General features: G+C 63.9%; 23 protein-coding genes. 3 read left to right on the forward strand and 20 right to left on the reverse strand.

Annotated elements, in window-relative coordinates; translation table 11 throughout:
• From lepB to VG320_RS08390, 16 genes are all read right to left on the reverse strand, one after another.
• Nucleotides 1-645: signal peptidase I (lepB, locus tag VG320_RS08315; protein WP_327199646.1), on the reverse strand; the 645-nt coding region annotated here is incomplete at its 3' end.
• A gap of 21 nt (nucleotides 646-666) precedes the next feature.
• Entirely contained in the window at nucleotides 667-2,460 is a 1,794-nt protein-coding gene (gene lepA, locus VG320_RS08320) for a translation elongation factor 4 (RefSeq protein ID WP_327199647.1), read from the reverse strand.
• A gap of 184 nt (nucleotides 2,461-2,644) precedes the next feature.
• Nucleotides 2,645-2,971, reverse strand: coding sequence for a glutaredoxin family protein (locus VG320_RS08325; protein WP_327199667.1), 327 nt, complete (start codon nucleotides 2,969-2,971; stop codon nucleotides 2,645-2,647).
• Between the two features lie 43 nt (nucleotides 2,972-3,014).
• Nucleotides 3,015-4,562 carry a DegQ family serine endoprotease gene (locus VG320_RS08330; protein ID WP_327199648.1) on the reverse strand — a complete coding sequence of 516 codons (1,548 nt, stop codon included), beginning with the start codon at nucleotides 4,560-4,562 and terminating at the stop codon, nucleotides 3,015-3,017.
• A 20-nt stretch (nucleotides 4,563-4,582) separates the two neighbouring features.
• The gene (locus tag VG320_RS08335; RefSeq protein WP_327199649.1) at nucleotides 4,583-5,653 is read right to left on the reverse strand and encodes a MucB/RseB C-terminal domain-containing protein; all 1,071 of its coding nucleotides are present in this window, start codon (nucleotides 5,651-5,653) and stop codon (nucleotides 4,583-4,585) included.
• Nucleotides 5,654-5,658: 5 nt separating this feature from the next.
• Complete coding sequence (locus VG320_RS08340; RefSeq protein ID WP_327199650.1) at nucleotides 5,659-6,330, reverse strand: sigma-E factor negative regulatory protein; 672 nt, start codon at nucleotides 6,328-6,330, stop codon at nucleotides 5,659-5,661.
• Between the two features lie 84 nt (nucleotides 6,331-6,414).
• Nucleotides 6,415-7,014, reverse strand: coding sequence for an RNA polymerase sigma factor RpoE (gene rpoE / locus VG320_RS08345; RefSeq protein WP_027795258.1), 600 nt, complete (start codon nucleotides 7,012-7,014; stop codon nucleotides 6,415-6,417).
• Between the two features lie 223 nt (nucleotides 7,015-7,237).
• On the reverse strand, nucleotides 7,238-7,750 hold the full coding sequence (locus VG320_RS08350; protein WP_327199651.1) for a protein YgfX: 513 nt from the start codon (nucleotides 7,748-7,750) through the stop codon (nucleotides 7,238-7,240).
• 18 nt (nucleotides 7,751-7,768) lie between these two features.
• Nucleotides 7,769-9,010, reverse strand: coding sequence for a beta-ketoacyl-ACP synthase II (gene fabF, locus VG320_RS08355; RefSeq protein WP_327199652.1), 1,242 nt, complete (start codon nucleotides 9,008-9,010; stop codon nucleotides 7,769-7,771).
• A gap of 193 nt (nucleotides 9,011-9,203) precedes the next feature.
• Nucleotides 9,204-9,443 (reverse strand): acyl carrier protein, encoded by a 240-nt coding sequence (acpP, locus tag VG320_RS08360; RefSeq protein ID WP_014897657.1) that lies wholly within the window; start codon nucleotides 9,441-9,443, stop codon nucleotides 9,204-9,206.
• A gap of 169 nt (nucleotides 9,444-9,612) precedes the next feature.
• Nucleotides 9,613-10,362 carry a 3-oxoacyl-ACP reductase FabG gene (gene fabG, locus VG320_RS08365; protein ID WP_327199653.1) on the reverse strand — a complete coding sequence of 250 codons (750 nt, stop codon included), beginning with the start codon at nucleotides 10,360-10,362 and terminating at the stop codon, nucleotides 9,613-9,615.
• 43 nt (nucleotides 10,363-10,405) lie between these two features.
• Nucleotides 10,406-11,344 (reverse strand): ACP S-malonyltransferase, encoded by a 939-nt coding sequence (gene fabD / locus VG320_RS08370; protein WP_327199654.1) that lies wholly within the window; start codon nucleotides 11,342-11,344, stop codon nucleotides 10,406-10,408.
• A gap of 136 nt (nucleotides 11,345-11,480) precedes the next feature.
• The gene (locus tag VG320_RS08375; protein WP_327199655.1) at nucleotides 11,481-12,470 is read right to left on the reverse strand and encodes a beta-ketoacyl-ACP synthase III; all 990 of its coding nucleotides are present in this window, start codon (nucleotides 12,468-12,470) and stop codon (nucleotides 11,481-11,483) included.
• Entirely contained in the window at nucleotides 12,470-13,627 is a 1,158-nt protein-coding gene (gene plsX, locus VG320_RS08380; protein ID WP_414695997.1) for a phosphate acyltransferase PlsX, read from the reverse strand. Before plsX ends, VG320_RS08375 begins: the two co-directional genes overlap by 1 nt.
• A gap of 153 nt (nucleotides 13,628-13,780) precedes the next feature.
• Nucleotides 13,781-13,960: a 50S ribosomal protein L32 gene (gene rpmF / locus VG320_RS08385; RefSeq protein WP_018441573.1), complete on the reverse strand. Its 180-nt coding sequence runs from the start codon at nucleotides 13,958-13,960 to the stop codon at nucleotides 13,781-13,783.
• A gap of 141 nt (nucleotides 13,961-14,101) precedes the next feature.
• Nucleotides 14,102-14,719 (reverse strand): DUF177 domain-containing protein, encoded by a 618-nt coding sequence (locus tag VG320_RS08390; RefSeq protein WP_327199656.1) that lies wholly within the window; start codon nucleotides 14,717-14,719, stop codon nucleotides 14,102-14,104.
• Nucleotides 14,720-15,132: 413 nt separating this feature from the next.
• Here VG320_RS08390 and VG320_RS08395 point away from each other — a divergent pair, with 413 nt between their 5' ends.
• Both VG320_RS08395 and VG320_RS08400 read left to right on the forward strand, forming a co-directional pair.
• A complete protein-coding gene (locus VG320_RS08395; protein ID WP_327199657.1) occupies nucleotides 15,133-15,771 on the forward strand; it encodes a Maf-like protein in 639 nt (212 codons plus the stop codon).
• Nucleotides 15,768-16,490, forward strand: coding sequence for an SAM-dependent methyltransferase (locus tag VG320_RS08400; RefSeq protein WP_327199658.1), 723 nt, complete (start codon nucleotides 15,768-15,770; stop codon nucleotides 16,488-16,490). The genes VG320_RS08395 and VG320_RS08400 overlap by 4 nt, the downstream gene beginning before the upstream one ends.
• An 81-nt stretch (nucleotides 16,491-16,571) precedes the next feature.
• Here the strand turns inward: VG320_RS08400 and VG320_RS08405 are convergent, their stop codons facing one another.
• From VG320_RS08405 to VG320_RS08420, 4 genes are all read right to left on the reverse strand, one after another.
• Complete coding sequence (locus VG320_RS08405) at nucleotides 16,572-17,579, reverse strand: S49 family peptidase (protein ID WP_327199659.1); 1,008 nt, start codon at nucleotides 17,577-17,579, stop codon at nucleotides 16,572-16,574.
• Nucleotides 17,580-17,606: 27 nt separating this feature from the next.
• Nucleotides 17,607-18,023 (reverse strand): Rieske (2Fe-2S) protein, encoded by a 417-nt coding sequence (locus tag VG320_RS08410; RefSeq protein WP_327199660.1) that lies wholly within the window; start codon nucleotides 18,021-18,023, stop codon nucleotides 17,607-17,609.
• A complete protein-coding gene (locus VG320_RS08415; protein ID WP_327199661.1) occupies nucleotides 18,020-18,679 on the reverse strand; it encodes an HAD-IA family hydrolase in 660 nt (219 codons plus the stop codon). Before VG320_RS08415 ends, VG320_RS08410 begins: the two co-directional genes overlap by 4 nt.
• A 154-nt stretch (nucleotides 18,680-18,833) precedes the next feature.
• On the reverse strand, nucleotides 18,834-19,772 hold the full coding sequence (locus tag VG320_RS08420; protein WP_327199668.1) for an RluA family pseudouridine synthase: 939 nt from the start codon (nucleotides 19,770-19,772) through the stop codon (nucleotides 18,834-18,836).
• Here VG320_RS08420 and VG320_RS08425 point away from each other — a divergent pair.
• Nucleotides 19,725-19,853, forward strand: a complete 129-nt coding sequence (locus VG320_RS08425) for a hypothetical protein (RefSeq protein ID WP_327199670.1) — start codon at nucleotides 19,725-19,727, stop codon at nucleotides 19,851-19,853. The genes VG320_RS08420 and VG320_RS08425 overlap by 48 nt on opposite strands.
• Nucleotides 19,854-20,638 lie beyond the last annotated feature (785 nt).

Consider the following 20,638-nt stretch of genomic DNA (forward strand, 5'->3'; position numbering starts at 1 on the left):
GATGTTGTTCTTGCGGCCGTTGCCGAGGTCTTCGGTGAACTGCTTCGCGTAACCGATGCGCTCTTCGTCGAAGAAGTCGGCTTGCGGCGTTTCAGGCACCGGCGTGCCGTTGATCGTGAGCTGCTTGTCCTGATACGCAACTACGTCGCCCGGCAGGCCAATCACACGCTTGATGTAATCGACCGACTCGTCCTTCGGATAGCGGAACACCACCACGTCGCCACGCTCGAGCGGACGGCCCTGCGTGATCTTCGTGTTGGTGATCGGCAGGCGGATGCCGTAGTCGAACTTGTTCACGAGGATGAAGTCGCCCACCAGCAGCGTCGGCACCATCGAGCCCGACGGAATCTTGAACGGCTCCACCACGAACGAGCGCACGAGGAACACGACCAGGATGACCGGGAAGAAGCTTGCCGTGTACTCGAGCCACCACGGTTGGCGCAGCTTTTCGTTACGCAGGTTCTGACGCGTGACGGGCGCATTCTCGTCGGCGAAACGCTCGCCTACGCGTTGCTGCTGCCGGTCGAACTCGGCAACGGCCGCATCGGCGGCGAGGCGCCGGCGCGGCATGAAAACCAGCTTGTCTGCAACCCACGCGATGCCCGTCAAGATGACGAGCACAAAAAGGATCAGCGCAAAATTCATGTAGTGGTCCGTTGTTCGGGCTTATTTGTCTTCGACACGCAGAATCGCAAGGAAGGCCTCCTGCGGAATTTCCACGGAGCCAACCTGCTTCATGCGCTTCTTGCCTTCCTTCTGCTTCTCGAGGAGCTTCTTCTTACGCGAGATGTCGCCGCCGTAGCACTTGGCCAGCACGTTCTTGCGCAGCGCCTTGATGTTCTCACGCGCAATGATATGCGCGCCGATCGCGGCCTGAATCGCCACGTCGTACATCTGGCGCGGAATGATCTCGCGCATCTTCGCCGCCACTTCACGGCCGCGATACTGTGACTGCGAACGGTGCACGATGATGGACAGCGCATCGACCTTCTCGGCGTTGATCAGCATGTCGACCTTCACGACGTCCGAGGTGCGGTATTCCTTGAACTCGTAGTCCATCGACGCGTAGCCGCGCGACACCGACTTCAGGCGATCGAAGAAGTCCAGCACGATTTCCGCCATCGGGATTTCGTACGTGAGCTGCACCTGACGGCCGTGATACTGCATGTTGATCTGGCTACCGCGCTTCTGCGTACAGAGCGTGATCACCGAACCCACGTAGTCCTGCGGCATGTACAGGTTCACCGTGACGATAGGCTCGCGGATTTCGCCGATCTTCGAAGGCTCCGGCATCTTCGCCGGGTTCTCGACCTTGATCAGCGTGCCGTCCGCCTGCACGACTTCGTACACCACGGTAGGAGCCGTGGTGATGAGGTCCATGTCGAACTCGCGCTCCAGACGCTCCTGCACGATTTCCATGTGCAGGAGACCCAGGAAGCCGCAGCGGAAGCCAAAGCCCAGCGCTTGCGACACTTCCGGCTCGTACTGCAGCGAGGCGTCGTTGAGCTTGAGCTTTTCGAGCGACTCGCGCAGCGCGTCGTACTGGTTCGCCTCGACCGGATAGAGACCCGCGAACACCTGCGGCTTCACTTCCTTGAAGCCCGGCAGCGGCTCGGCCGCCGGCCGGTTCACGAGCGTCACGGTGTCGCCCACCTTGGTGGCGGCGAGTTCCTTGATGCCCGCGATGATGAAGCCTACCTGCCCCGCCGACAGCGATTCCAGATCGCGCGACTTCGGCGAGAACACGCCGACGTGCTCGACCGGATACTGCGCGCCGGTGGCCATCAGCTTGATCTTGTCCTTCGGACGCAGCGTGCCGTTGACGATACGCACGAGCATGACCACGCCGACGTAGTTGTCGAACCACGAGTCGATGATGAGCGCCTGCAACGGCGCTTCCGGATCGCCCTTGGGCGGCGGCACCTTGGCGATGAGCGATTCGAGCACGTCTTCCACGCCGAGGCCGGTCTTCGCACTGCAGTGCGTGGCGTCGGTCGCGTCGATGCCGATCACGTCTTCGATTTCGGCGATGGCGTTCTCGGGGTTCGCAGCGGGCAGGTCGATCTTGTTGAGCACCGGCACCACTTCCACGCCGAGCTCGATCGCCGTGTAGCAGTTCGCCACGGTCTGCGCCTCGACGCCCTGACTGGCGTCGACGACGAGCAGCGCGCCTTCACAGGCCGACAGCGAGCGGCTGACTTCATACGAGAAGTCAACGTGCCCCGGCGTGTCGATCAGGTTCAGGTTGTAGACCTTGCCGTCGCGTGCCTTGTATGAGAGGGCTGCGGTCTGCGCCTTGATGGTGATGCCGCGCTCGCGCTCGAGATCCATCGAGTCGAGCACCTGCGATTCCATTTCGCGGTCGGACAGGCCACCGCACAGCTGGATGATGCGATCGGCGAGCGTCGACTTGCCATGGTCGATGTGCGCAATGATCGAGAAGTTACGAATATGATCCATTCAGTACCGATCAAGCGAAAAAGGCGCGCCCCAACGATAGCTGGGCACGCCTCGTAAACAGATGAAAAACCGAACTATTTTAGCCGAAAAGGGGTGTCAAGGGCGAACCCTGCGGTGAAGTCCTGCAGGTGTCGTGCCAAGGTTGCACCCTGGTGGCTAAATTGACGGGGGATAAAGGGCCTCGTCAGGTTCCGCTCGGCGGCTTTTTCGGCACGTAAGGCGCGTCGGCGCTCAGTCCCAGCGTGGCGCGCACGCGCGCCTCGTCCAACCGGTATCGGCAGAGTTCGATACCGTCACATACCAGCACCGGCACGAGTTCGTCATAACGCGCGACGAGTTCGGGGTCCGAATCGACATCGATCACGTCAAGACGCGCGCCGGCCGCCACTGCAAGCGGTTCGAGCGCTTCGCGCATGTTTTCGCACAGATGGCACCATGCCCGACCGTACAGCACCAGATGCGCACTCGCGCGCGCCACCGCGCGAGGCTGGGTGGCGGTCGAGGTGCGCATCGGCGTATTGGGCATGGATTGCTCGTTTGTCGCTGGCGTTTGATTACTTCTGCGCCGGCCCACGCGGGCGGATCGGCACGAACTGCGTATTGTCGCCCCGGCGCACGAGAATAGCGACCATCTTCTGCGTATCCAGGTGCGAAGTAACGTCCTGGAACTGCTTCGCATTGGTGATATCGGTGTCGCCCACGCGCAGGATGATGTCGCCCTTTTGCAGACCGGCACGCGCGGCAGGCCCATCCACCGAATCGACCACCACGCCGCCCTTGATCTTGAGCTGGCCCAGCTGGTCGGCCGGAATGTCCGTCACCGACAGGCCCAGCGCGTTCGACGGCCGCGGCTTGGGCTCCGGCGCCTTCTTCTGGTCGGTCTTCGCGCCCTTGTCCGCCTGCATTTCCGCGATCGTGATCGGCAGATCGCGCGTCTGGCCCTTGCGCCAGACCGTCACGGTCGCCTTGGTGCCCGGCTTGGTGTCGCCCACCATGCGCGGCAGATCGGTCGCGGTGTCCACGGACTGGCCGTTGAACTTCAGAATGATGTCGCCCGGTTGGATGCCGGCCTTTTCGGCCGGGCCGCCCGGCTCGACGCTCGACACCAGCGCGCCCTGCGCCTTGGGCAGACCGAGCGAATCGGCCACATCCTTGGTCACCTCGCCGATCGCCACGGCAATCCGGCCGCGCGTGACCTTGCCGGTCGTCTTGAGCTGATCCGCCACGCGCATCGCCTCGTCGATCGGAATCGCGAACGAGATGCCCATGAAGCCGCCCGTGCGGCTATAGATCTGCGAGTTGATGCCGATCACTTCGCCCTGCATGTTGATGAGCGGGCCGCCCGAGTTGCCGGGATTGACGGCCACATCGGTCTGGATGAAGGGCAGATAGTCGCCGGTGTCGCGCCCCTTGGCGCTGACGATGCCTGCGGTCACGGTGTTTTCGAGGCCGAACGGCGAGCCGATCGCCACAACCCACTCGCCCACGCGCACCTTGTTCGAATCGCCGACGTTCACGGCCGGCAGATTGTTCGCCTGGATCTTGACCACCGCGACGTCCGTGCGGTCGTCGACGCCGATCAGTTTGGCCTTGAATTCGCGCTTGTCGGTGAGCGTGACGTAGATGCTGTCCGCGTCGTCCACGACGTGGGCGTTGGTCATCACGTAGCCGTCGCTCGTCATGATGAAGCCCGAGCCGACGCCGGTGTTCTGTTCGCTGTCGCTGCCGCCGTCCGGGCCCGAATCCTGACCGCTCTGGCCGCCCTGGCTTCCCTGACCACCGCCCTGGCCGCCGCGCGGCGACTGGCCACCGCCTTGCCCCTGCCCTTGACTGGGACCTTGCGGCAGCGGAATGCCAAAGAAACGACGGAAGAATTCCGACATGTCGCCGTTGTCCATCCCGGGCGGCAAGCCGCCGCTCTGCGAAAGCGTCACGCGCGTGGTGGTGCGGATATTGACCACCGACGGACCCACCTTGTCGACGAGATCGGTGAAGTCCGGCAAATTGGCGGCAGGCGCCGCCGATGCCACGTGCGGGGCGAACGGCAGGCACACCGCCACCACCGCGGCCGCGAAGAATTTGCGCAGCGGGAGGATCGTCATATCGTATTCGGCCGAAGGAGTTACTTGGGAGCCTTGTATTCTATGGCAGACGCGAATTGCTGCAACGTGGCCTGGGGCACTTCGCCGAGCAAGGTGATCCAGTAGTCGCCGCTGCGCTTCACCAGCACATGGGTCGCGCCATTGCTGCCAGCGCCTTCTTTGCGGCTGTTGTGCTCGACCGGCTCCACGAACACCGACACGGCAGACAGGCCATCCGAGAACACCGCCTGATCGACCGGGATGGGCGGCTCGTTGGCGTCGCGCGCGGCCATCGGGCGGCGCAGTTCACGGATCTTGACGAAGCCCGGCGCGCCCTGACCGAAGGTCCAGCCCTGCGCTTCCATATCGACGCCCTGCAGCGGCGGGCGCACCACGGTCCAGCCGGCGGTGTTACGCATGCCAGCCGCGATCGGCGCCTTGTCCACCGGCACGCCGATACTCACCTGCGTAAATGACAACTGCTGGAGCACCTGGCCATTCGACGGATCGAGCGTCTGCGAACGCAGCAGCAGGCCCGTCTTCGCATCCGCCCACAGCTTGTAGGCAAAACGGTAAGCGTCCTTGGGATCGAGTTCGATGACCTGGCTGTCGATGCCGGCCACGCGGTCGGTGCCGAGCATCTTCGGGTCGTAGACGGACAGCACCTGGTCGCCGCTCGTGGCGAGCAGCGCCGGGAACGCGTCCTTGTTCTGGCGTTTTTCGACGACGCAGAGCTTGCGCTCCGGCACGAAGGTGTAGAGATCGTCGTTGTGACGCAGCATCTTGCGCGGCTTGCCGTCGAGGCTTTCGAGTTGCTCGAACTCGCCGTCGCTCTTCGTCGCGTAATGCGTGATGCGCGACGACTGCACGTAATTGCCGCGCTGATAGACGAAGGTGCCGATGTAATTCTGCTGCTGGGCGGCCTGCTGGATGCGGTCGAGCCACTGCGCGGCGCTCTGGCGCGTGGCTGGATCCGCAATGGAAACCGCCGACGCGCCTTGTGCATGCGCGCGCGGGGCGGCAGACAGAGCGGTGAACATTACGGCTGCACAGCACAGCAATGCCGGCAACCGCCCCCAGAATGTATTGTTATTCAACCGCAATGTCTGCATCAGACTCACTGGCCTTGCGTGGTAAGGGCGGCAGAGCGGATCAGCGGCATCGAATCCGACATGACCGGCTGCTGCGCGAACTGCTGATGTGCTTCGAGATAAGCGTCCAGGCGCGCGTCGCGGATGATGTTGCCATCCTGCACAGCGGCCGTCTGCACGGGCAAGGTGTTCATGGCCACGCGCTGGACGTTGTCGCCGGCGGGCTGGAGCGCGGCGATCTGCGAGCCGCCGGCCATGCCGACACCGCGCATCTGCGGCACGACGATCCACGTCAGCGTGGCGGCCGCGGCGGCAATGGCCAGCGACGGCACGACACGGTGGCGCAGCGACAGGATACGCGCGACGCGGCCGTTATGTGTGCTCGCAGCAATGCCCGCCGCGACGGCGGCAGGCGCCAGCACATGCGGCTCCGCCTCGAAGCGCGCGGCAAAACCGGCCATGAACGACTGGCTCGCGGCCGGGCTCATCGCCAGGTCGTCCGAGCGCAGCGCGTCGCCGATCAGGTGATACGCCGACCAGGCCTTGCGGTCCTCGTCGTCGAATCCGGAAAAAATAGCGTTCAGATGCGCCTGCGCGTCCGCTTCAGTTGCCGTTCCTGCGACGAATTCGCCGTCGACGAAGGCGGACAGACGCTCGCCGTGCGAGCTTGACACCGATTGCATCGAAACCGACCCCATGATGCTCCCCATTTTCTTACAGAGCCCCGCAGTGACACACTCACTCTAATGACTTGCGTCCATGCCCGGCGCGAGCGTGGCTTTTTACCAGCGCTTGCCTTCCGGTGTGTCCAGCAACGGACGCAATTTTGCCGCAATGGCTTCGCGAGCGCGGAAAATTCGCGATCTGACGGTGCCGATCGGGCAACCCATCATTTCAGCGATTTCCTCGTAGCTCAAACCTTCAATTTCCCGAAGAGTAATGGCGGTGCGCAGCTCTTCCGGTAGAACCGCCATTGCAGCATTGACCGTCTGGGCGATCTGCTTGCTCATCAACATCGACTCGGGCGTGTTGATATCCCTTAGTTGATCGGCGTCCGAGAAAGTTTCAGCTTCTTCTGCATCGGCTTCCGTCGAGGTGGGGGCGCGTCTTCCCTGGGTCGCAAGGTAGTTCTTCGCCGTATTGACGGCAATACGGTACAACCACGTATAGAAAGCGGATTCGCCACGGAACTGCGGCAGCGCCCGGTACGCCTTGATAAAGGCGTCCTGGGCCACGTCCTCGACCTCTGCGGGGTCCCGCACGAGGCGCGAGATCAGGCGGATGATCTTGCGGTGGTACTTGGAGACCAGCAGTTCGAACGCGGCCTTGTCACCTTTTTGCACGCGCTCGACCAGCACCTGGTCAATTTCTTTTTCGCTCACCTGAAAGTCCGTTAGCTCATGAAGTGGACGCGGGGCCTCATTGTAGCGTTACCGCCACGGCCCCACGTTACGCGCGTTACAGCGGTTACAGTCTTTACAGCCGACCGCTGGAGGTGGAACAAGAGTAAATGGGGACGCCCTGCCCAAGCGCAAGAGGCGGACAGAAACAGGAAGCAGACAGGAACAAAAAGGCGAAGGAAATTCGCGTTATTCGCTGCGCTTTTCAGCGCCCGGACGCGCTGCGCGCGGCGACCGCAATCTGGCGAAACGATTCGGCATCGAGCGAATCGGCGGTAATCAGGAGACTGCGGCGTCGCCCGCCCGCCTCAACAACGAGCGAAAGCAAGGCCCCGCCCCATTGCGCGGCGCCGCTGAGGCGGCCATCCACGAGACAGGCTCCCGCGCGGGAAAACGCCGCAAAGCGATCGATCCCAATCTCGATGAAAGCCGGTTGCGCGCGGCGCCAGGCCGCAAACGCGAGACCACCCGCGGCACCCAGAGCGAGTGCCAGCGGCAACGCCCGCCAGACGCCAAACCATGGCGCGAGCGTCGAATAGAACGCCAGCGAGGCGATCAGAATTCCAGCCAGGAGAATTGCCTGAAGCGCCCAGGACGGGCGTAAGGCGATACGCGGCGCACGCGTGCGCCGCGTATCAGAAAGGGAGTCGCGGCCGGCCGGCGAGTACAGCATGATCTGCTGCGCCGGCGCGGCCGCGGTGTCGCTCGAAGCGATCACGTTCGCGCCGATAAGGGCTTAGACGTGACGCTTGAAGACCAGCGTGCCGTTCGTGCCACCAAAGCCGAACGAGTTCTTCAGCGCGACGTCGATCTTCATGTCCCGCGCGGTGTTCGCGCAGTAGTCCAGGTCGCAAGCCGGGTCCTGGTTGAAGATGTTGATCGTCGGCGGAGAAATCTGGTTGTGCACAGCCAGCACCGTGAACACCGACTCCAGGCCGCCCGCGCCACCCAGCAAGTGACCCGTCATCGACTTGGTCGAGTTCACGACGATGTTCTTCGCGTGGTCGCCAAACGCGCGCTTGATCGCGGTGGTTTCCGCCAGGTCGCCGAGCGGCGTCGAGGTGCCATGGGCGCTGAGCCAGTTCACTTCGTTGGCATTGACGCCCGCGTTCTTCATCGCCGCCAACATGCAGCGGCGTGCGCCGTCGCCGTCTTCCAGCGGAGCGGTCATGTGATATGCATCACCGCTCATGCCGTAGCCGCCGATTTCCGCGTAGATCTTCGCGCCACGCGCCTTCGCGTGTTCGTACTCTTCGAGCACCATCACGCCTGCGCCCTCGCCCAGCACGAAACCGTCGCGGTCCTTGTCCCACGGACGGCTCGCCGTTGCCGGATCGTCGTTGCGCTGCGAAAGCGCACGCGCCGCCGCGAAACCGCCGATACCGAGCGGCGACACGGTCGATTCCGCGCCACCCGCGATCATCACGTCGCAGTCGCCGTATTCGATCAGACGCGACGCTTCGCCGATGCAGTGCAGACCGGTCGTACACGCCGTGACCATCGACAGGTTCGGGCCCTTCAGGCCGAACTTGATCGACAGGTGGCCGGAGATCATGTTGATGATCGAGGCCGGCACGAAGAACGGCGAAATACGGCGCGGGCCGCGGTTGAGCAGTTCGGTTTGCGTGACTTCGATCATCGGCAGACCGCCGATGCCCGAGCCCACGTTCACGCCGATGCGCTCCGCGTTCGCGTCGGTGACTTCGAGGCCGCTATCCTTGAGCGCCTGCATGCCGGCGGCGATGCCGAAATGGATAAACGTATCCATATGGCGCGCTTCTTTCGCGGGCATGTAGTCTTCGACGTTGAAGCCCTTCACTTCCCCGGCAAAGCGGGTCGAGAAGTTCGTCGCATCGAACTTCGTGATGTTGGCGATGCCGGACTTCCCGGCGACCAGATTGGCCCAGCCGTCGGCAACATTATTGCCAACAGGCGAAATCAGCCCCAGGCCTGTAACAACAACTCGACGGCGGCTCACGGGTAACCCCTTTTCCATAGATGACAAAAACAAAAGCCACAGAGGCCACAGGAAATGCTCCTGTGAGCCCTGTGGCTAGTTGACCGGCAGATGCCCCGCAACGAGTGCGGTGGCCGTACGCGGTTTCACGGGCGAGCGTCCTCGCGGGCCAATAACGCGCAAGCGCGTCTGGCCCCGACAGGAAGAAGGCGTATTACGCCTTGACGTTCGCGCGAGCGTAGTCGATCGCTTGCTGGACCGTCGTGATCTTCTCGGCTTCCTCGTCCGGGATTTCCATGCCGAATTCGTCTTCGAGGGCCATCACCAGTTCGACGGTGTCGAGCGAGTCTGCGCCCAGATCGTTCACGAACGAAGCTTCGGTCTTGATTTCAGCTTCGGCGACGCCCAGTTGTTCGGCGACGATCTTCTTGACGCGCTGTTCGATGTTGTCCATTACCCCTCCAAGGGAAAAAAGTTAGCTCATGAATGCGAGTGCGCGCATTTTATCAGGTTTGACCTGGCAGAAAAGCAGCACACCGCGGTTCCGGAAACGGCTGTCCGCGCTCGCGCCTAACGAATCATTTCGTCGAGCGCTTCAAGGCGCGGATAGTACCTGAATCCGGTTAAGACATATACATGCCGCCGTTCACGTGCATCGTCGTGCCCGTGATATAGCCCGCCTGCGGCGAAGCCAGGAAGGCCACCGCGTGAGCGATGTCCTCCGGGCTGCCCAGACGTCCCAGCGGAATCTGCTGCTTGAGCGCGGCCTGCTGCTCGGCGGGCAGATCCTTGGTCATGTCGGTATCGATAAAGCCCGGCGCCACGCAGTTCACCGTGATGCCGCGGCTGCCGATCTCGCGTGCAAGCGCGCGCGTCATGCCCGCCACGCCTGCCTTGGCCGCTGCGTAGTTGGCCTGGCCCGGGTTACCCGACGAGCCGACCACCGACGTGATATTGATGATGCGGCCAGCACGGGCCTTCATCATCGGGCGCAGCACGGCGCGCGAGAGGCGGAACACCGACTTCAGGTTGGTGTCGATCACCGAATCCCATTCGTCGTCCTTCATGCGCATCGCCAGGTTGTCCTGCGTGATGCCCGCATTGTTGACGAGGATCGCAAGAGCGCCAAATTCCTTGACCGTCGCGTCGATGAGCGCTTCTGCCGCAGCTGCGTCGTTGACGTTGAGGACCGCGCCGCGGCCTTTCACGCCCGCTGCTTCGAAAGCGGCCGTAATGGCCTGCGCGCCCGCTTCGCTGGTTGCCGTACCGATCACCGTCGCGCCCTGGCGCGCCAGTTCGAGTGCGATCGCACGGCCGATACCGCGCGAGGCGCCGGTCACGATCGCGGCTTGATTGTCGAGAGTCTTTTCCATCATTCGAATCCGTTGCAGGTTATGCGCGAATCAAGCGCTGAGATCAAGCGCGCAGAAGCGCGAGCGTCTCTTCGAGCGACTTCGGATCGAACACCGAAGCGCCGACCAGATTGCCGTCGATGCGCTTCGTGAGGCCCGCGAGCACCTTGCCCGGACCGCATTCGACCATGTGCGTCGCGCCTTGAGCGGCGATCGCCTTCACACACTCGACCCAGCGCACCGGACCGGCGGCCTGACGCACGAGCGCGTCGCGGATCTTCGCGGGATCGGTTTCGAAGGCCACGTCCACGTTGTTGACGACCGGGATGACCGGCACGTTCAGCGTGACGCTCGCGAGGTATTCGCGCAGCTGGTCCGACGCCGGCTTGAGCAGCGACGAATGGAACGGCGCCGAAACCGGCAGCGGCAGCGCGCGCTTGGCGCCCTTTTCCTTGGCGACTTCGCAGGCCTTTTCGACCGCGGCCTTGTGGCCGGCGATCACGACCTGTGCCGGTGCGTTGAAGTTGACGGCTTCGACCACGCCGCCGCTCGCGGCTGCGGCTTCGGCGCACACTGCGCGCACGGTGTCGTCGTCCAGGCCCAGCACGGCGGCCATGCCGCCCTCGCCGACCGGCACGGCATTCTGCATCGCCTGGGCGCGGAAACGCACGAGCGGCACCGCGTCGCGGAACGCCAGCACGCCCGCAGCGACCAGCGCCGTGTATTCGCCCAGGCTATGGCCCGCGACGATGGCAGGCGCCGGGCCGCCTGCCTGCTGCCACGCGCGATAGACGGCGTAAGCGGCGGTGAGCATGACCGGCTGCGTGTTGGTGGTGAGATTGAGCTCTTCCGCCGGGCCTTCGGCGATCAGCTTGCCGATGTCCTGACCCAGCGCGTCGGACGCTTCCTGCAGCGTTTCGCGCACGATGGCGTTATCGGCGAAGGCGTCGAGCATGCCGACGGCCTGCGAGCCCTGGCCCGGAAAAACGAATGCGAATTTCATGGCTTCCTCAAAATTCGGTCAAAACGGATGAGCGATGCGCTCGGATGAACCGCCGCGGGCCGCTTGTGCGCCAACCTGCCTTCAAAGGCAAGGGCGCGCGGCCAACGCAGCGGGAGCGCGAAAGCCCGTTCGGAAATCAGTAGCGGATGACGGAGGCGCCCCAGGTGAAACCGCCGCCCACGCCTTCGATCAGCACGTTCTGGCCGCGCTTGATGCGGCCATCGCGCACCGCGACGTCGAAAGCGAGCGGAATCGATGCCGCCGAGGTGTTGCCGTGTTCGCCCACCGTCACCACCATGCGCTCAGCAGGCAGGCCGAGCTTGCGGCAGGTGCCCTGCATGATGCGGATGTTGGCCTGGTGCGGAATCAGCCAGTCGATCTGGTCGGCCGTGAGCTGCGCCTTGTCGAGCGCCTCGTGCGCGACCTTCTCCAGCACGTTGACAGCAAGCTTGAACACCGCCTGGCCGTCCATGTGCAGGAACGCGTTGCCCGCGATCACGCCGCCGTTCACATTGCCCGGCGTGCACAGGATGTGCGCGTAGCTGCCGTCCGCGTGCAGCGCGCTCGCGAGCACGCCCGGCTGATCCGAAGCCTGCATCACGATTGCGCCCGCGCCGTCGCCGAACAGCACGCAGGTCGTGCGGTCGTTGAAATCGAGAATGCGCGAGAAGGTTTCCGCGCCCACCACCAGCGCCGTGCGGTGCTGGCCGCTGCGAATCAGGCTGTCGGCCACCGAAACGGCGTATGCAAAGCCCGAGCACACGGCCTGCACGTCGAACGCCGCGCCGTGATTGCGGATGCCGAGCTTGTTCTGCAGCAGGCAGGCGGTGCTCGGAAACACGAAATCGGGCGTCGAAGTGGCGACGATGATGAGATCGATGGACTGCGGGTCGACATCGGCGGCAGCGATGGCGCGCTGCGATGCAGCAAGCGCGAGATCGCTCGTGGTGACGTCGGGCGCGGCGAAGTGGCGCGCGTGGATGCCCGTGCGGGCGACGATCCACTCGTCGCTCGTCTCGACGCCTTTGGCGGCGAGGCGTTCAGCCAGATCCTGGTTGGTGACGCGCTCCGGCGGAAGATAGCTGCCCGTGCCGAGCACGCGGGAATAGAGAGTCGATTGAGCCATTATGCCTTCGAGGATGATGCCTTCGAGGTGGGTGTCGCGGCGGGCGGGATGGGCTGGGCGGCGTCTGCCGCCTCGCCTGATGCACTGCTCGCGGCCGGGCTGTCGGGAGTCGACGCGGCAGCGCTCAGGCTGCCGGGCGCCGGGTCGATCGAGCCGGCGTTGTCTTCCATGGCGCGGGTGAGACGCTCCAGCACGCCATTTTTGACGGCATCATACCCGCGATTGATCGCACACTCAAACGCGTAGGCGTCAGCGGAGCCGTGGCTCTTGATGACGAGGCTTTTCAGGCCGAGCAGCGCCGCGCCGTTGTACTGGCGGTGATCGACGCGTTTCTTGAAGCGCATGAGCACCGGCAAGGCGGCGATCGCCATCAGCTTCGTGAACCACGAGCGGCCGAACTCTTCCTTGATCATGTCGTTGAGCATCTGTGCGAGGCCCTCCGACGTCTTGAGCGCGACATTGCCGACGAAGCCGTCACAGACGATCACGTCGACACTACCTTTATAGATGTCGTTGCCTTCGACGTTGCCGCGGAAGTTCAGCGTGCTGGCGCGCAGCAGCTCGCCCGCGCGCTTGATGGTTTCGTTGCCCTTGATGACTTCTTCGCCGATATTCAGGAGCCCGATGGTCGGGCGATCCTTGCCTTCGAGCGCGGCGACGAGCGCATGGCCCATCTCGGCGAACTGCAGCAGATGCTGCGGTTCGCAATCGACGTTCGCGCCCAGGTCGAGCATCGTCGTGTAGCCGCGCGGATTGGGCAGCGCAAAGGCGATGGCCGGGCGTTCGATGCCAGGCAGCGTCTTGAGCACATAGCGGGACACGGCCATCAGCGCGCCGGTGTTGCCAGCCGACACGCACGCCTGTGCCTCGCCCTCTTTCACGCGATTGAGCGCGACGCGCATGGACGAGTCTTTCTTCTTGCGAAGAGCGACTTCGACCGGATCGTCCATTTCGACGACCTCGGTGGCGGGAACGACGGAAAGTGCGGGGAGGTCCTGCGCCTTGAGCTTCTTGAGCTGGGCGCGGATCGCCGTCTCGATGCCCACGAGCTGCAGATGCGCGTCGGGGTGGGAACGGACGAAATGGACTGCGGCGGGCACCGTCACCGACGGGCCGTGGTCGCCTCCCATGCAATCTATCGTGAGCGTAACAGTCATGGAATGCGACGAATTTCAGGCACAAAAAAGCGGCAGTTGAATGCCGCCTTTTTTGCCGAGCCGAACAATGGTCAAGCGAACGGAATCGCCATGTGCGGCGCTGATGGACAGCCCGGGGAGCACCCGAAACCGCCGCGCCGCACGCTGGAACGATTAGTCGTTCTTGGTCTTGACGACTTTCTTGCCGCGGTAGTAGCCGTTCGGGCTGATGTGGTGACGCAGATGCACTTCACCCGTGCTCGGCTCAACGGCCAGCGGCGCGCCCGTGAGGAAATCGTGCGAGCGGTGCATGCCGCGCTTCGACGGCGACTTCTTGTTTTGTTGAACTGCCATGATAACTCCTGAAAATTTTCCGAATTCTAACACAGCCCGATCCGGCCGCCGCCACCCAGGGGGATGGCCGGACTCCGGGCTCAGGCCCACGTATCTGATACTGCGCCCCTGCGGCCGCCCGATACGTCAGATGACTGACGCTCAGTGCTTGCTGCCGGGACCGTCCTTCTTGAGCGATTCGAGCGCCGCAAAAGGGTTGATGCGCTCTTCCGTCTCGATCTCCTGCTCCGGCACGTCGTCTACGGAATCCACGCCGTCCGCGCCATCGGGACCCGAGGCGAGGCTTTCGTGAATTTCCGGACAGACTTCGTGCTTCGGCACGAGCGGCAAGGCGAGCAACAACTCCTCTTCGATCAAGTCGACGAGATCGAAATGGCGCGAGCCTACGATCACTTCGACTTCATCGTCGTCGAGCGGAAACTCATCCGCCTCTTCTTCCGTCTGGACGATACGGAAGACCGCATCGGCATTGAAGGCCTGCTCATAGGGAGCGAGGCACCGCTGACACGTGAGCCAGGCGCCGCCGTGGATCACGAGCCGCAGATACGGCTGCGGAGCATGGGTGCCGTCATCCTGCAATTCCGGCTGCGTGAAGCCCTCGGCCTGCCAGGTGAACGCGGTGTCGCGATCGGGTGCGTCGGCCGGAACTTCATTCAATATGCGCGGCAACTGCGCGATCCGGACCATGCCGGCTGCATCGCGGGCGCTGCGCGCGAATTCAAAAATATCGATATCGCGTGGGTTGAGCTGTTCGGTCATGTGCGCTCTCCTGCTTCAGACATGTGACCTGCAAGCGATGCAGGCCGGTTGATGTGAACGGCCTGATCCTGCTGCTTGATTCCGCTTGATCCCCACTACATCGGCTACGTCGCGCACTTGCTCGCTGTATTTGCCTGCTATACGCGTACACTTTGCGCGCGCCGGGTTTTCGTTCCCGCCCCCTGCCTGCCCTGGCAGACGCACGAGGTGAACGTACCGATGAAAAGCCCAAAATCATATCGCCTTTATCTTTGTGAGTCAAACACTTAAGCTTCTGCCCGCAAGCCGCCATGTGGCCAGCCATGAGGCGAGCGCTTTTTGACATCGTGCGGCGAAATCCGCCCCTGTTTCTAGCGCCTTGCCGGCCACCGCCGCTCAAGTGTTCCAGCCCAGATTCCGCTTAATTTCCGATCATGCTGCCAGATTCCTCGCCCGTACAAACCCAGGGTCGCCCCGCGCTGATCCTGGCGTCCAGTTCGCGCTACCGCCGTGAACTGCTCGAACGCCTGCGCATTCCGTTCAGCACCGCCGTGCCCGCCATCGACGAAACTCCGCGTGCGGGCGAAACGCCCGAAGCGACGGCGCTGCGCCTCGCCGAAGAGAAAGCGCGCGCAGTCGCCGCCGCCCTGCCCGCCGGTACGGGCCGCACACTGGTGATCGGCTCCGACCAGGTCGCCACCTTCGACGGTCGCCAGATCGGCAAGCCGGGCACGCACGAGCGCGCGCTCGAACAGCTGCAATCCATGCGTGGCCGCGAAGTGCTGTTCCATAGTGCCCTGAGCCTGCTCGACACGTCGACTGGCCAAACGGATAGCGTCGATGTCGTGACGAAGGTGCGCTTTCGCGATCTGCCAGACACGGCGCTCGACGCCTATCTGCGCGCCGAAGAACCCTACGACTGCGCGGGCAGCGCCAAGTCCGAAGGACTCGGCATCGCGCTGCTCGAAGCCATCGAATCCGACGACCCCACCGCCCTGATCGGCCTGCCGCTCATCGCGCTCACGCGCATGTTGCTGGCCGCGGGCTATTCGCTGCTGGAGGCGCAATCGTGAGCACGGGCACCCTCTATCTGATTCCGAACACGCTCGGCGACGGCGACGAAGCCGCACTTGCTTATGTCCTGCCCGTGCCGGTGCGCGAGCGCGCGGGGACGCTGGCAAGCTACATCGGCGAGAATGCCAAGACCACGCGTGCGTTCCTCAAGCGCGTGGGCACCACGCGGCCAATCCAGGAAATCGAGATCAACGAGCTGAACGTCAACACGCCCGCGGGCGCGGTCGACAAGCTGCTCGCCCCGCTGCTGGCCGGCATCGACACGGGGCTGGTGTCGGAAGCCGGCGTGCCCGCCGTGGCCGATCCCGGCGCGCTGCTGGTGCGCCGCGCGCACGAACGCGGCATCAAGGTGGTGCCGCTGGTCGGGCCCAGCTCGATCCTGCTGGCGCTGATGGCCTCCGGCCTGAACGGCCAGAGTTTCGCGTTCCACGGCTATCTGCCCGTCGACGCCAACGAGCGCACGAAGAAGCTGCGCGAACTCGAACAGACTTCGCGCAAGGCAAAACAGACACAGATCTTCATCGAGACGCCGTACCGCAACAAGTCGATGCTCGATACGCTGCTGTCGACCTGCGCGCCTTCGACGCTCGTGTGCGTGGCCGCCGATCTCACGCTGCCGACCGAAACGATCCTGAGCCGCGCCGTCTCGGACTGGAAGAAGAAACCTGCGCCGGATCTGCACAAGCGACCCGCGATCTTCCTGCTGCTCGCCGTCTGAGCAAACGCGCTGTCGAAATGAAAATGGCCGCTGCGCAAAACGCAGCGGCCATTTTTTAAGCTCACACAGCAGTGCGGCGAATTAACGCAGCGACAGCTTCGCGCCCGAAATCAGCGAATGCATGGCCCCAGAACCGACGCTCGCGCCAAAACGCTTGGCGAGGCGGTCGGAAATGCCCTGCTTGACGGTGTAGTCCACCACGTCCGGCGCCTTGATGACTTCGCGCGCGACGAAATCGGTGTCGCCGTAACCGTCGGCGAGACCCAGTTCCACGCTCTTCTGGCCAGTCCAGAACAGGCCCGAGAAGATATCGGGCGAATCCTTCAGGCGCTGGCCGCGGCCCGCCTTCACGGCGTCAATGAACTGCTGGTGAATCTGGTCGAGCATTTCCTGCGCGTGCGCGTCCATCTTCGGCGTATCGGGCGAGAACGGGTCGAAAAAGCCCTTGTTTTCACCCGAAGTGCGCAGACGGCGCTCGACGCCGAGCTTGTCCATCAGGCCCGTGAAGCCGAAGCCGTCCATCAGCACGCCGATCGAGCCGACGATGCTGGCCTTGTTCACGTAGATCTTGTCGGCCGCGGCGGCGACGTAATAGCCGCCCGATGCGCACATGTCGCCCACCACCACGTAGAGCGGGATGGCCGGATACTTGGCGCGCAGCCGGTGGATCTCGTCGTTGATGATGCCCGCCTGCACGGGGGAGCCACCCGGGCTGTCGATGTGCAGGATCACCCCCGCCGTGCCGTCGTCGTCGAATGCGCTGTCGAGGGCGCTGTTGATGTCTTCGGCGTTGGCAGGCGTATCCGACGAAATCTCGCCGTCGAGCGAAACCAGCGCCGTGTGACGGCCACCGCCTTCGACGCGCGCGCCTGAAAAGTCGAACACGCCCCACACAAGCAGCAGCAGCACGGCCAGGAAGGCAAAGCGGAAGAAGATCTTCCAGCGCCGCGCGGAACGCTGCTCGGTGATGGCGGCCATAGCGATGCGTTCGAGCGCGTCGCGCTCCCAGCCGCCATGGCCGGCTTCCACCTTGCCCGAATGCATGGGGCGCGGCGGCTCGTTCGAATCGGGTGTCGGGTTATCTGACATGCGTAGGTGGTTGGCTCAGCAAGGAAGTCAGGTCGGGGTCGGAAGCAGATCGTCGTCCGGCAGCCAGAATACCGCACGGCCATCGGGCGTGTCGCGTTCCTCGACGCGCACCGGGCGCAAACGCCCGCCACGACAAGGTCCGCCCACGCATTTGCCGGTCTCGGGCTGGTAGATCGCACCGTGCGTGGCGCACATCAGATAAAGCCCCGACGACTCGAAGAACTGCCCTTCGACCCAGTCAAGCTCCATCGGCACGTGCGCGCAGCGGTTCAGATAACCGTAGGCCTCGCCGCCGAAGCGCACGAAAAATACTACGGCGGGGCCGCCAGCGTACGTGGCGTTCATGCGCACACCCGCGCCGCCGTCGGTCAGATCCGCCGCCGCGCAGACACGCACGGGCGCATGGCCGCTTGCCTGCTCGCTCACCTGGCGGATTTCGCTCATGCGTGCTCCCGCAGCCAGGCCGCGAGGTCTGCGACATCGGCGGCGATGAATTGGGGCGCAAGCGCCTCCAGAGCCGCCGCCGAGTGCGCACCGTAGCCCACGCCCACACCAGCCGCGCCCGCGTTCGCGGCCATCTGCAAGTCGTGCGTGGTGTCGCCGATCATCACGGTGCGAGCCAGATCCTGCCCCAGTTCGCGCGTGAGTTCGTGCAGCATCGCCGGATGCGGCTTTGAAAAGGTTTCGTCGGCGCAGCGCGTGCCGTCGAACAGGCTCGTGAGGTTAGCGTCCGCGAGCGCGCGGTTCAGGCCCACGCGGCTCTTGCCGGTCGCCACGCCAAGCAGATAGCCTGTGTCGCGCAGCTCGGTGAGCATTTCGCGCACGCCCTTGAACAGCTCGGTCTGCTGGTCCTTGAGCAGATAGTGGACGCGATAGCGCTCCACAAGGCGCGGGTAGTCGGCCGGGTCGAGCGTGGGTGCGGCAATCTGCAGCGCCTCGCGCAGACCAAGGCCGATGACGTAGCTTGCGGCCTCGTCGCCGGGCACGGGCAGGCCAAGGTCGCGGCAGGCGGCCTGGATGCTGCGCGTGATGTGGGCGGTCGAATCCATCAACGTGCCGTCCCAGTCGAACACAATCAGGTCAAATTGCTCTCGGGCCATACGGTCCTTCTCCAAACACTGTTGTTCTTGAGTCCGGCGTGATCCCGGTTGAAGTCATCGGTACAAATAAACGGTACAAATAAGCGTGAAGCGCGTTCGTCGGGCCGCATTGTGCCCATTCGCTGCACAATGCGGCCGCTGGGTGTTCCCACCCTCATTCGGCATGCGGCGTGGCGTAGTCCTCACCCGCCGCATCGCGCTGCGCGCGCAGCTCGTCGACGAAACGGCGCAGCTCCGGCGGCAGCGGCGCTTCGAACTGCAGCGGCGCGCCCGTGATCGGATGCGTGAGCTTGAGCCGGTGCGCGTGCAGGAACATGCGCTTGACGCCCGGCTTCGCGCTGGTGCGCGCCAGCGCCTTGTTGAGCGCGAAATCGCCGTACTTGGCGTCGCCGACGATCGGCAGCCCCAGATGCGCCAGGTGCACGCGGATCTGGTGGGTGCGGCCGGTCTTGAGTTCGGCTTCGAGCAGCGCGTACTCAGGCCAGCGCTCCACGAGATTGAACACCGTGTGCGACGGCTGACCGTCCGGCTGCACGCGTACACGGCGCTCGCCTTCCGGGGTCAGATACTTGTGAAGCGGCTCCTTGACCGCGCGGCGGCGGCCCCAGTCGCTCGCCCATTCGCCGTGTACGCAGGCGTAGTAGCGCTTGTCGGTCTTGTTGTCGCGCATCTGTTCGTGCAGGCCGACCAGCGCCGCGCGTTTTTTCGCCAGCATCAGCACGCCCGAGGTTTCGCGGTCGAGCCGGTGGACAAGTTCGAGGAACTTCGCCTGCGGACGCGCCTCGCGCAATTGCTCGATCACGCCGAACGCCACGCCGCTGCCGCCATGCACGGCAACGCCCGCCGGCTTGTCGATCACCAGCATCGCCTCGTCCTCGAAGAGGATGTTGAAATGGGCGGCCGGCACCGGCGCGGACTCGGGCGCGGTTTTTTCGGCGATGCGGATGGGCGGCACGCGCACGAGATCGCCAAGCTCCAGCCGATACTGCGCATCGACCCGGCCCTTATTCACACGGACCTCGCCGCTGCGCAGAATGCGATAAATGTGGCTCTTCGGCACGCCTTTGCAGACGCGCAGCAGGAAATTGTCGATCCGCTGACCGGCGGCGCCGTCGTCGATTTCGACGAAGGAAACCTGGTCACTTGCGACCTGATTCTGGGATATTTTGCCTAACCCTTTCATTCTGAATATAATTTGCCCAACGCTGACGCGAAGGTTGGCCCAACGGCCATAAAGTTCCTGATCCGCCCGATGGCTATCCAAGGGGGATCATCTGGAACGGGAACCACGCGGAATGCGCAGGCGGCAAGCGATAAACCGTTATTTTACTTGCGCCCGGGGCTGGTTGCTCACCCTGTCTTAAGAGAAGCAAACGAGTTGCACGCACGGAACACCCGACGGCAGGGACGGCGCCCACAGGCACGTTCGGTCGCACCGGGCTCCGACGGTAACGGAAGGTTGGTATAAAGAATTCATCCGGCGCGTCGCGCCGCGTGCCCGAAGCGATTTCGATGCGGCCGCGATACGACGCGACGGTGGCGAAAATACGGCGAGCGCCCGATTCGTCCCGGCAACGTGCGGGACATGGCGACGTCAAAAGTGGCGAGACACCCGAGGGGGAAGACGGGCGTTCCTGTTAGCTTCCCATCCGCGGCCCTTTTGCAGACAGCGAAGGCCGTGTAAGCCGATCCAGCCAGCAGCGCGCGCAGTTCGCGGCTGCGGCCGATATTTTGTTGCGGTCGTGCGTGGCGCAGTTTGCCGCCGGCGCACGCAACAGACGGATCACTGGAAGCGCAGGACATCCGTGCCCCGCCGGCACGTCTCTTCGCTTCTGAAGACGTATTTCGCATGTGCCCACGCGGCCCGTCCCAGGCAACACAACGCCGGACCGGCCGCCTCAACGGCAATTCTCCCCGCCATCTTTCCCGCTCCAGCGTGCTTGTGAAAACACAATAAGG

Origin of the sequence: Paraburkholderia sp., assembly GCF_035948235.1 — a bacterium.
Lineage (GTDB): Bacteria > Pseudomonadota > Gammaproteobacteria > Burkholderiales > Burkholderiaceae > Paraburkholderia.

Excerpts from the sequence above, each read along its gene's own strand:
- lepA (WP_327199647.1), bottom strand. The coding sequence starts at position 2,460 with ATGGATCATATTCGTAACTTCTCGATCATTGCGCACATCGACCATGGC.
- VG320_RS08325 (WP_327199667.1), bottom strand. The coding sequence starts at position 2,971 with ATGCGCACCTCGACCGCCACCCAGCCTCGCGCGGTGGCGCGCGCGAGT.
- VG320_RS08330 (WP_327199648.1), bottom strand. The coding sequence starts at position 4,562 with ATGACGATCCTCCCGCTGCGCAAATTCTTCGCGGCCGCGGTGGTGGCG.
- VG320_RS08335 (WP_327199649.1), bottom strand. The coding sequence starts at position 5,653 with ATGCAGACATTGCGGTTGAATAACAATACATTCTGGGGGCGGTTGCCG.
- VG320_RS08340 (WP_327199650.1), bottom strand. The coding sequence starts at position 6,330 with ATGGGGTCGGTTTCGATGCAATCGGTGTCAAGCTCGCACGGCGAGCGT.
- acpP (WP_014897657.1), bottom strand. The coding sequence starts at position 9,443 with ATGGACAACATCGAACAGCGCGTCAAGAAGATCGTCGCCGAACAACTG.
- fabG (WP_327199653.1), bottom strand. The coding sequence starts at position 10,362 with ATGGAAAAGACTCTCGACAATCAAGCCGCGATCGTGACCGGCGCCTCG.
- fabD (WP_327199654.1), bottom strand. The coding sequence starts at position 11,344 with ATGAAATTCGCATTCGTTTTTCCGGGCCAGGGCTCGCAGGCCGTCGGC.
- VG320_RS08375 (WP_327199655.1), bottom strand. The coding sequence starts at position 12,470 with ATGGCTCAATCGACTCTCTATTCCCGCGTGCTCGGCACGGGCAGCTAT.
- plsX (WP_414695997.1), bottom strand. The coding sequence starts at position 13,627 with ATGACTGTTACGCTCACGATAGATTGCATGGGAGGCGACCACGGCCCG.
- rpmF (WP_018441573.1), bottom strand. The coding sequence starts at position 13,960 with ATGGCAGTTCAACAAAACAAGAAGTCGCCGTCGAAGCGCGGCATGCAC.
- VG320_RS08390 (WP_327199656.1), bottom strand. The coding sequence starts at position 14,719 with ATGACCGAACAGCTCAACCCACGCGATATCGATATTTTTGAATTCGCG.
- VG320_RS08395 (WP_327199657.1), top strand. The coding sequence starts at position 15,133 with ATGCTGCCAGATTCCTCGCCCGTACAAACCCAGGGTCGCCCCGCGCTG.
- VG320_RS08405 (WP_327199659.1), bottom strand. The coding sequence starts at position 17,579 with ATGTCAGATAACCCGACACCCGATTCGAACGAGCCGCCGCGCCCCATG.
- VG320_RS08410 (WP_327199660.1), bottom strand. The coding sequence starts at position 18,023 with ATGAGCGAAATCCGCCAGGTGAGCGAGCAGGCAAGCGGCCATGCGCCC.
- VG320_RS08415 (WP_327199661.1), bottom strand. The coding sequence starts at position 18,679 with ATGGCCCGAGAGCAATTTGACCTGATTGTGTTCGACTGGGACGGCACG.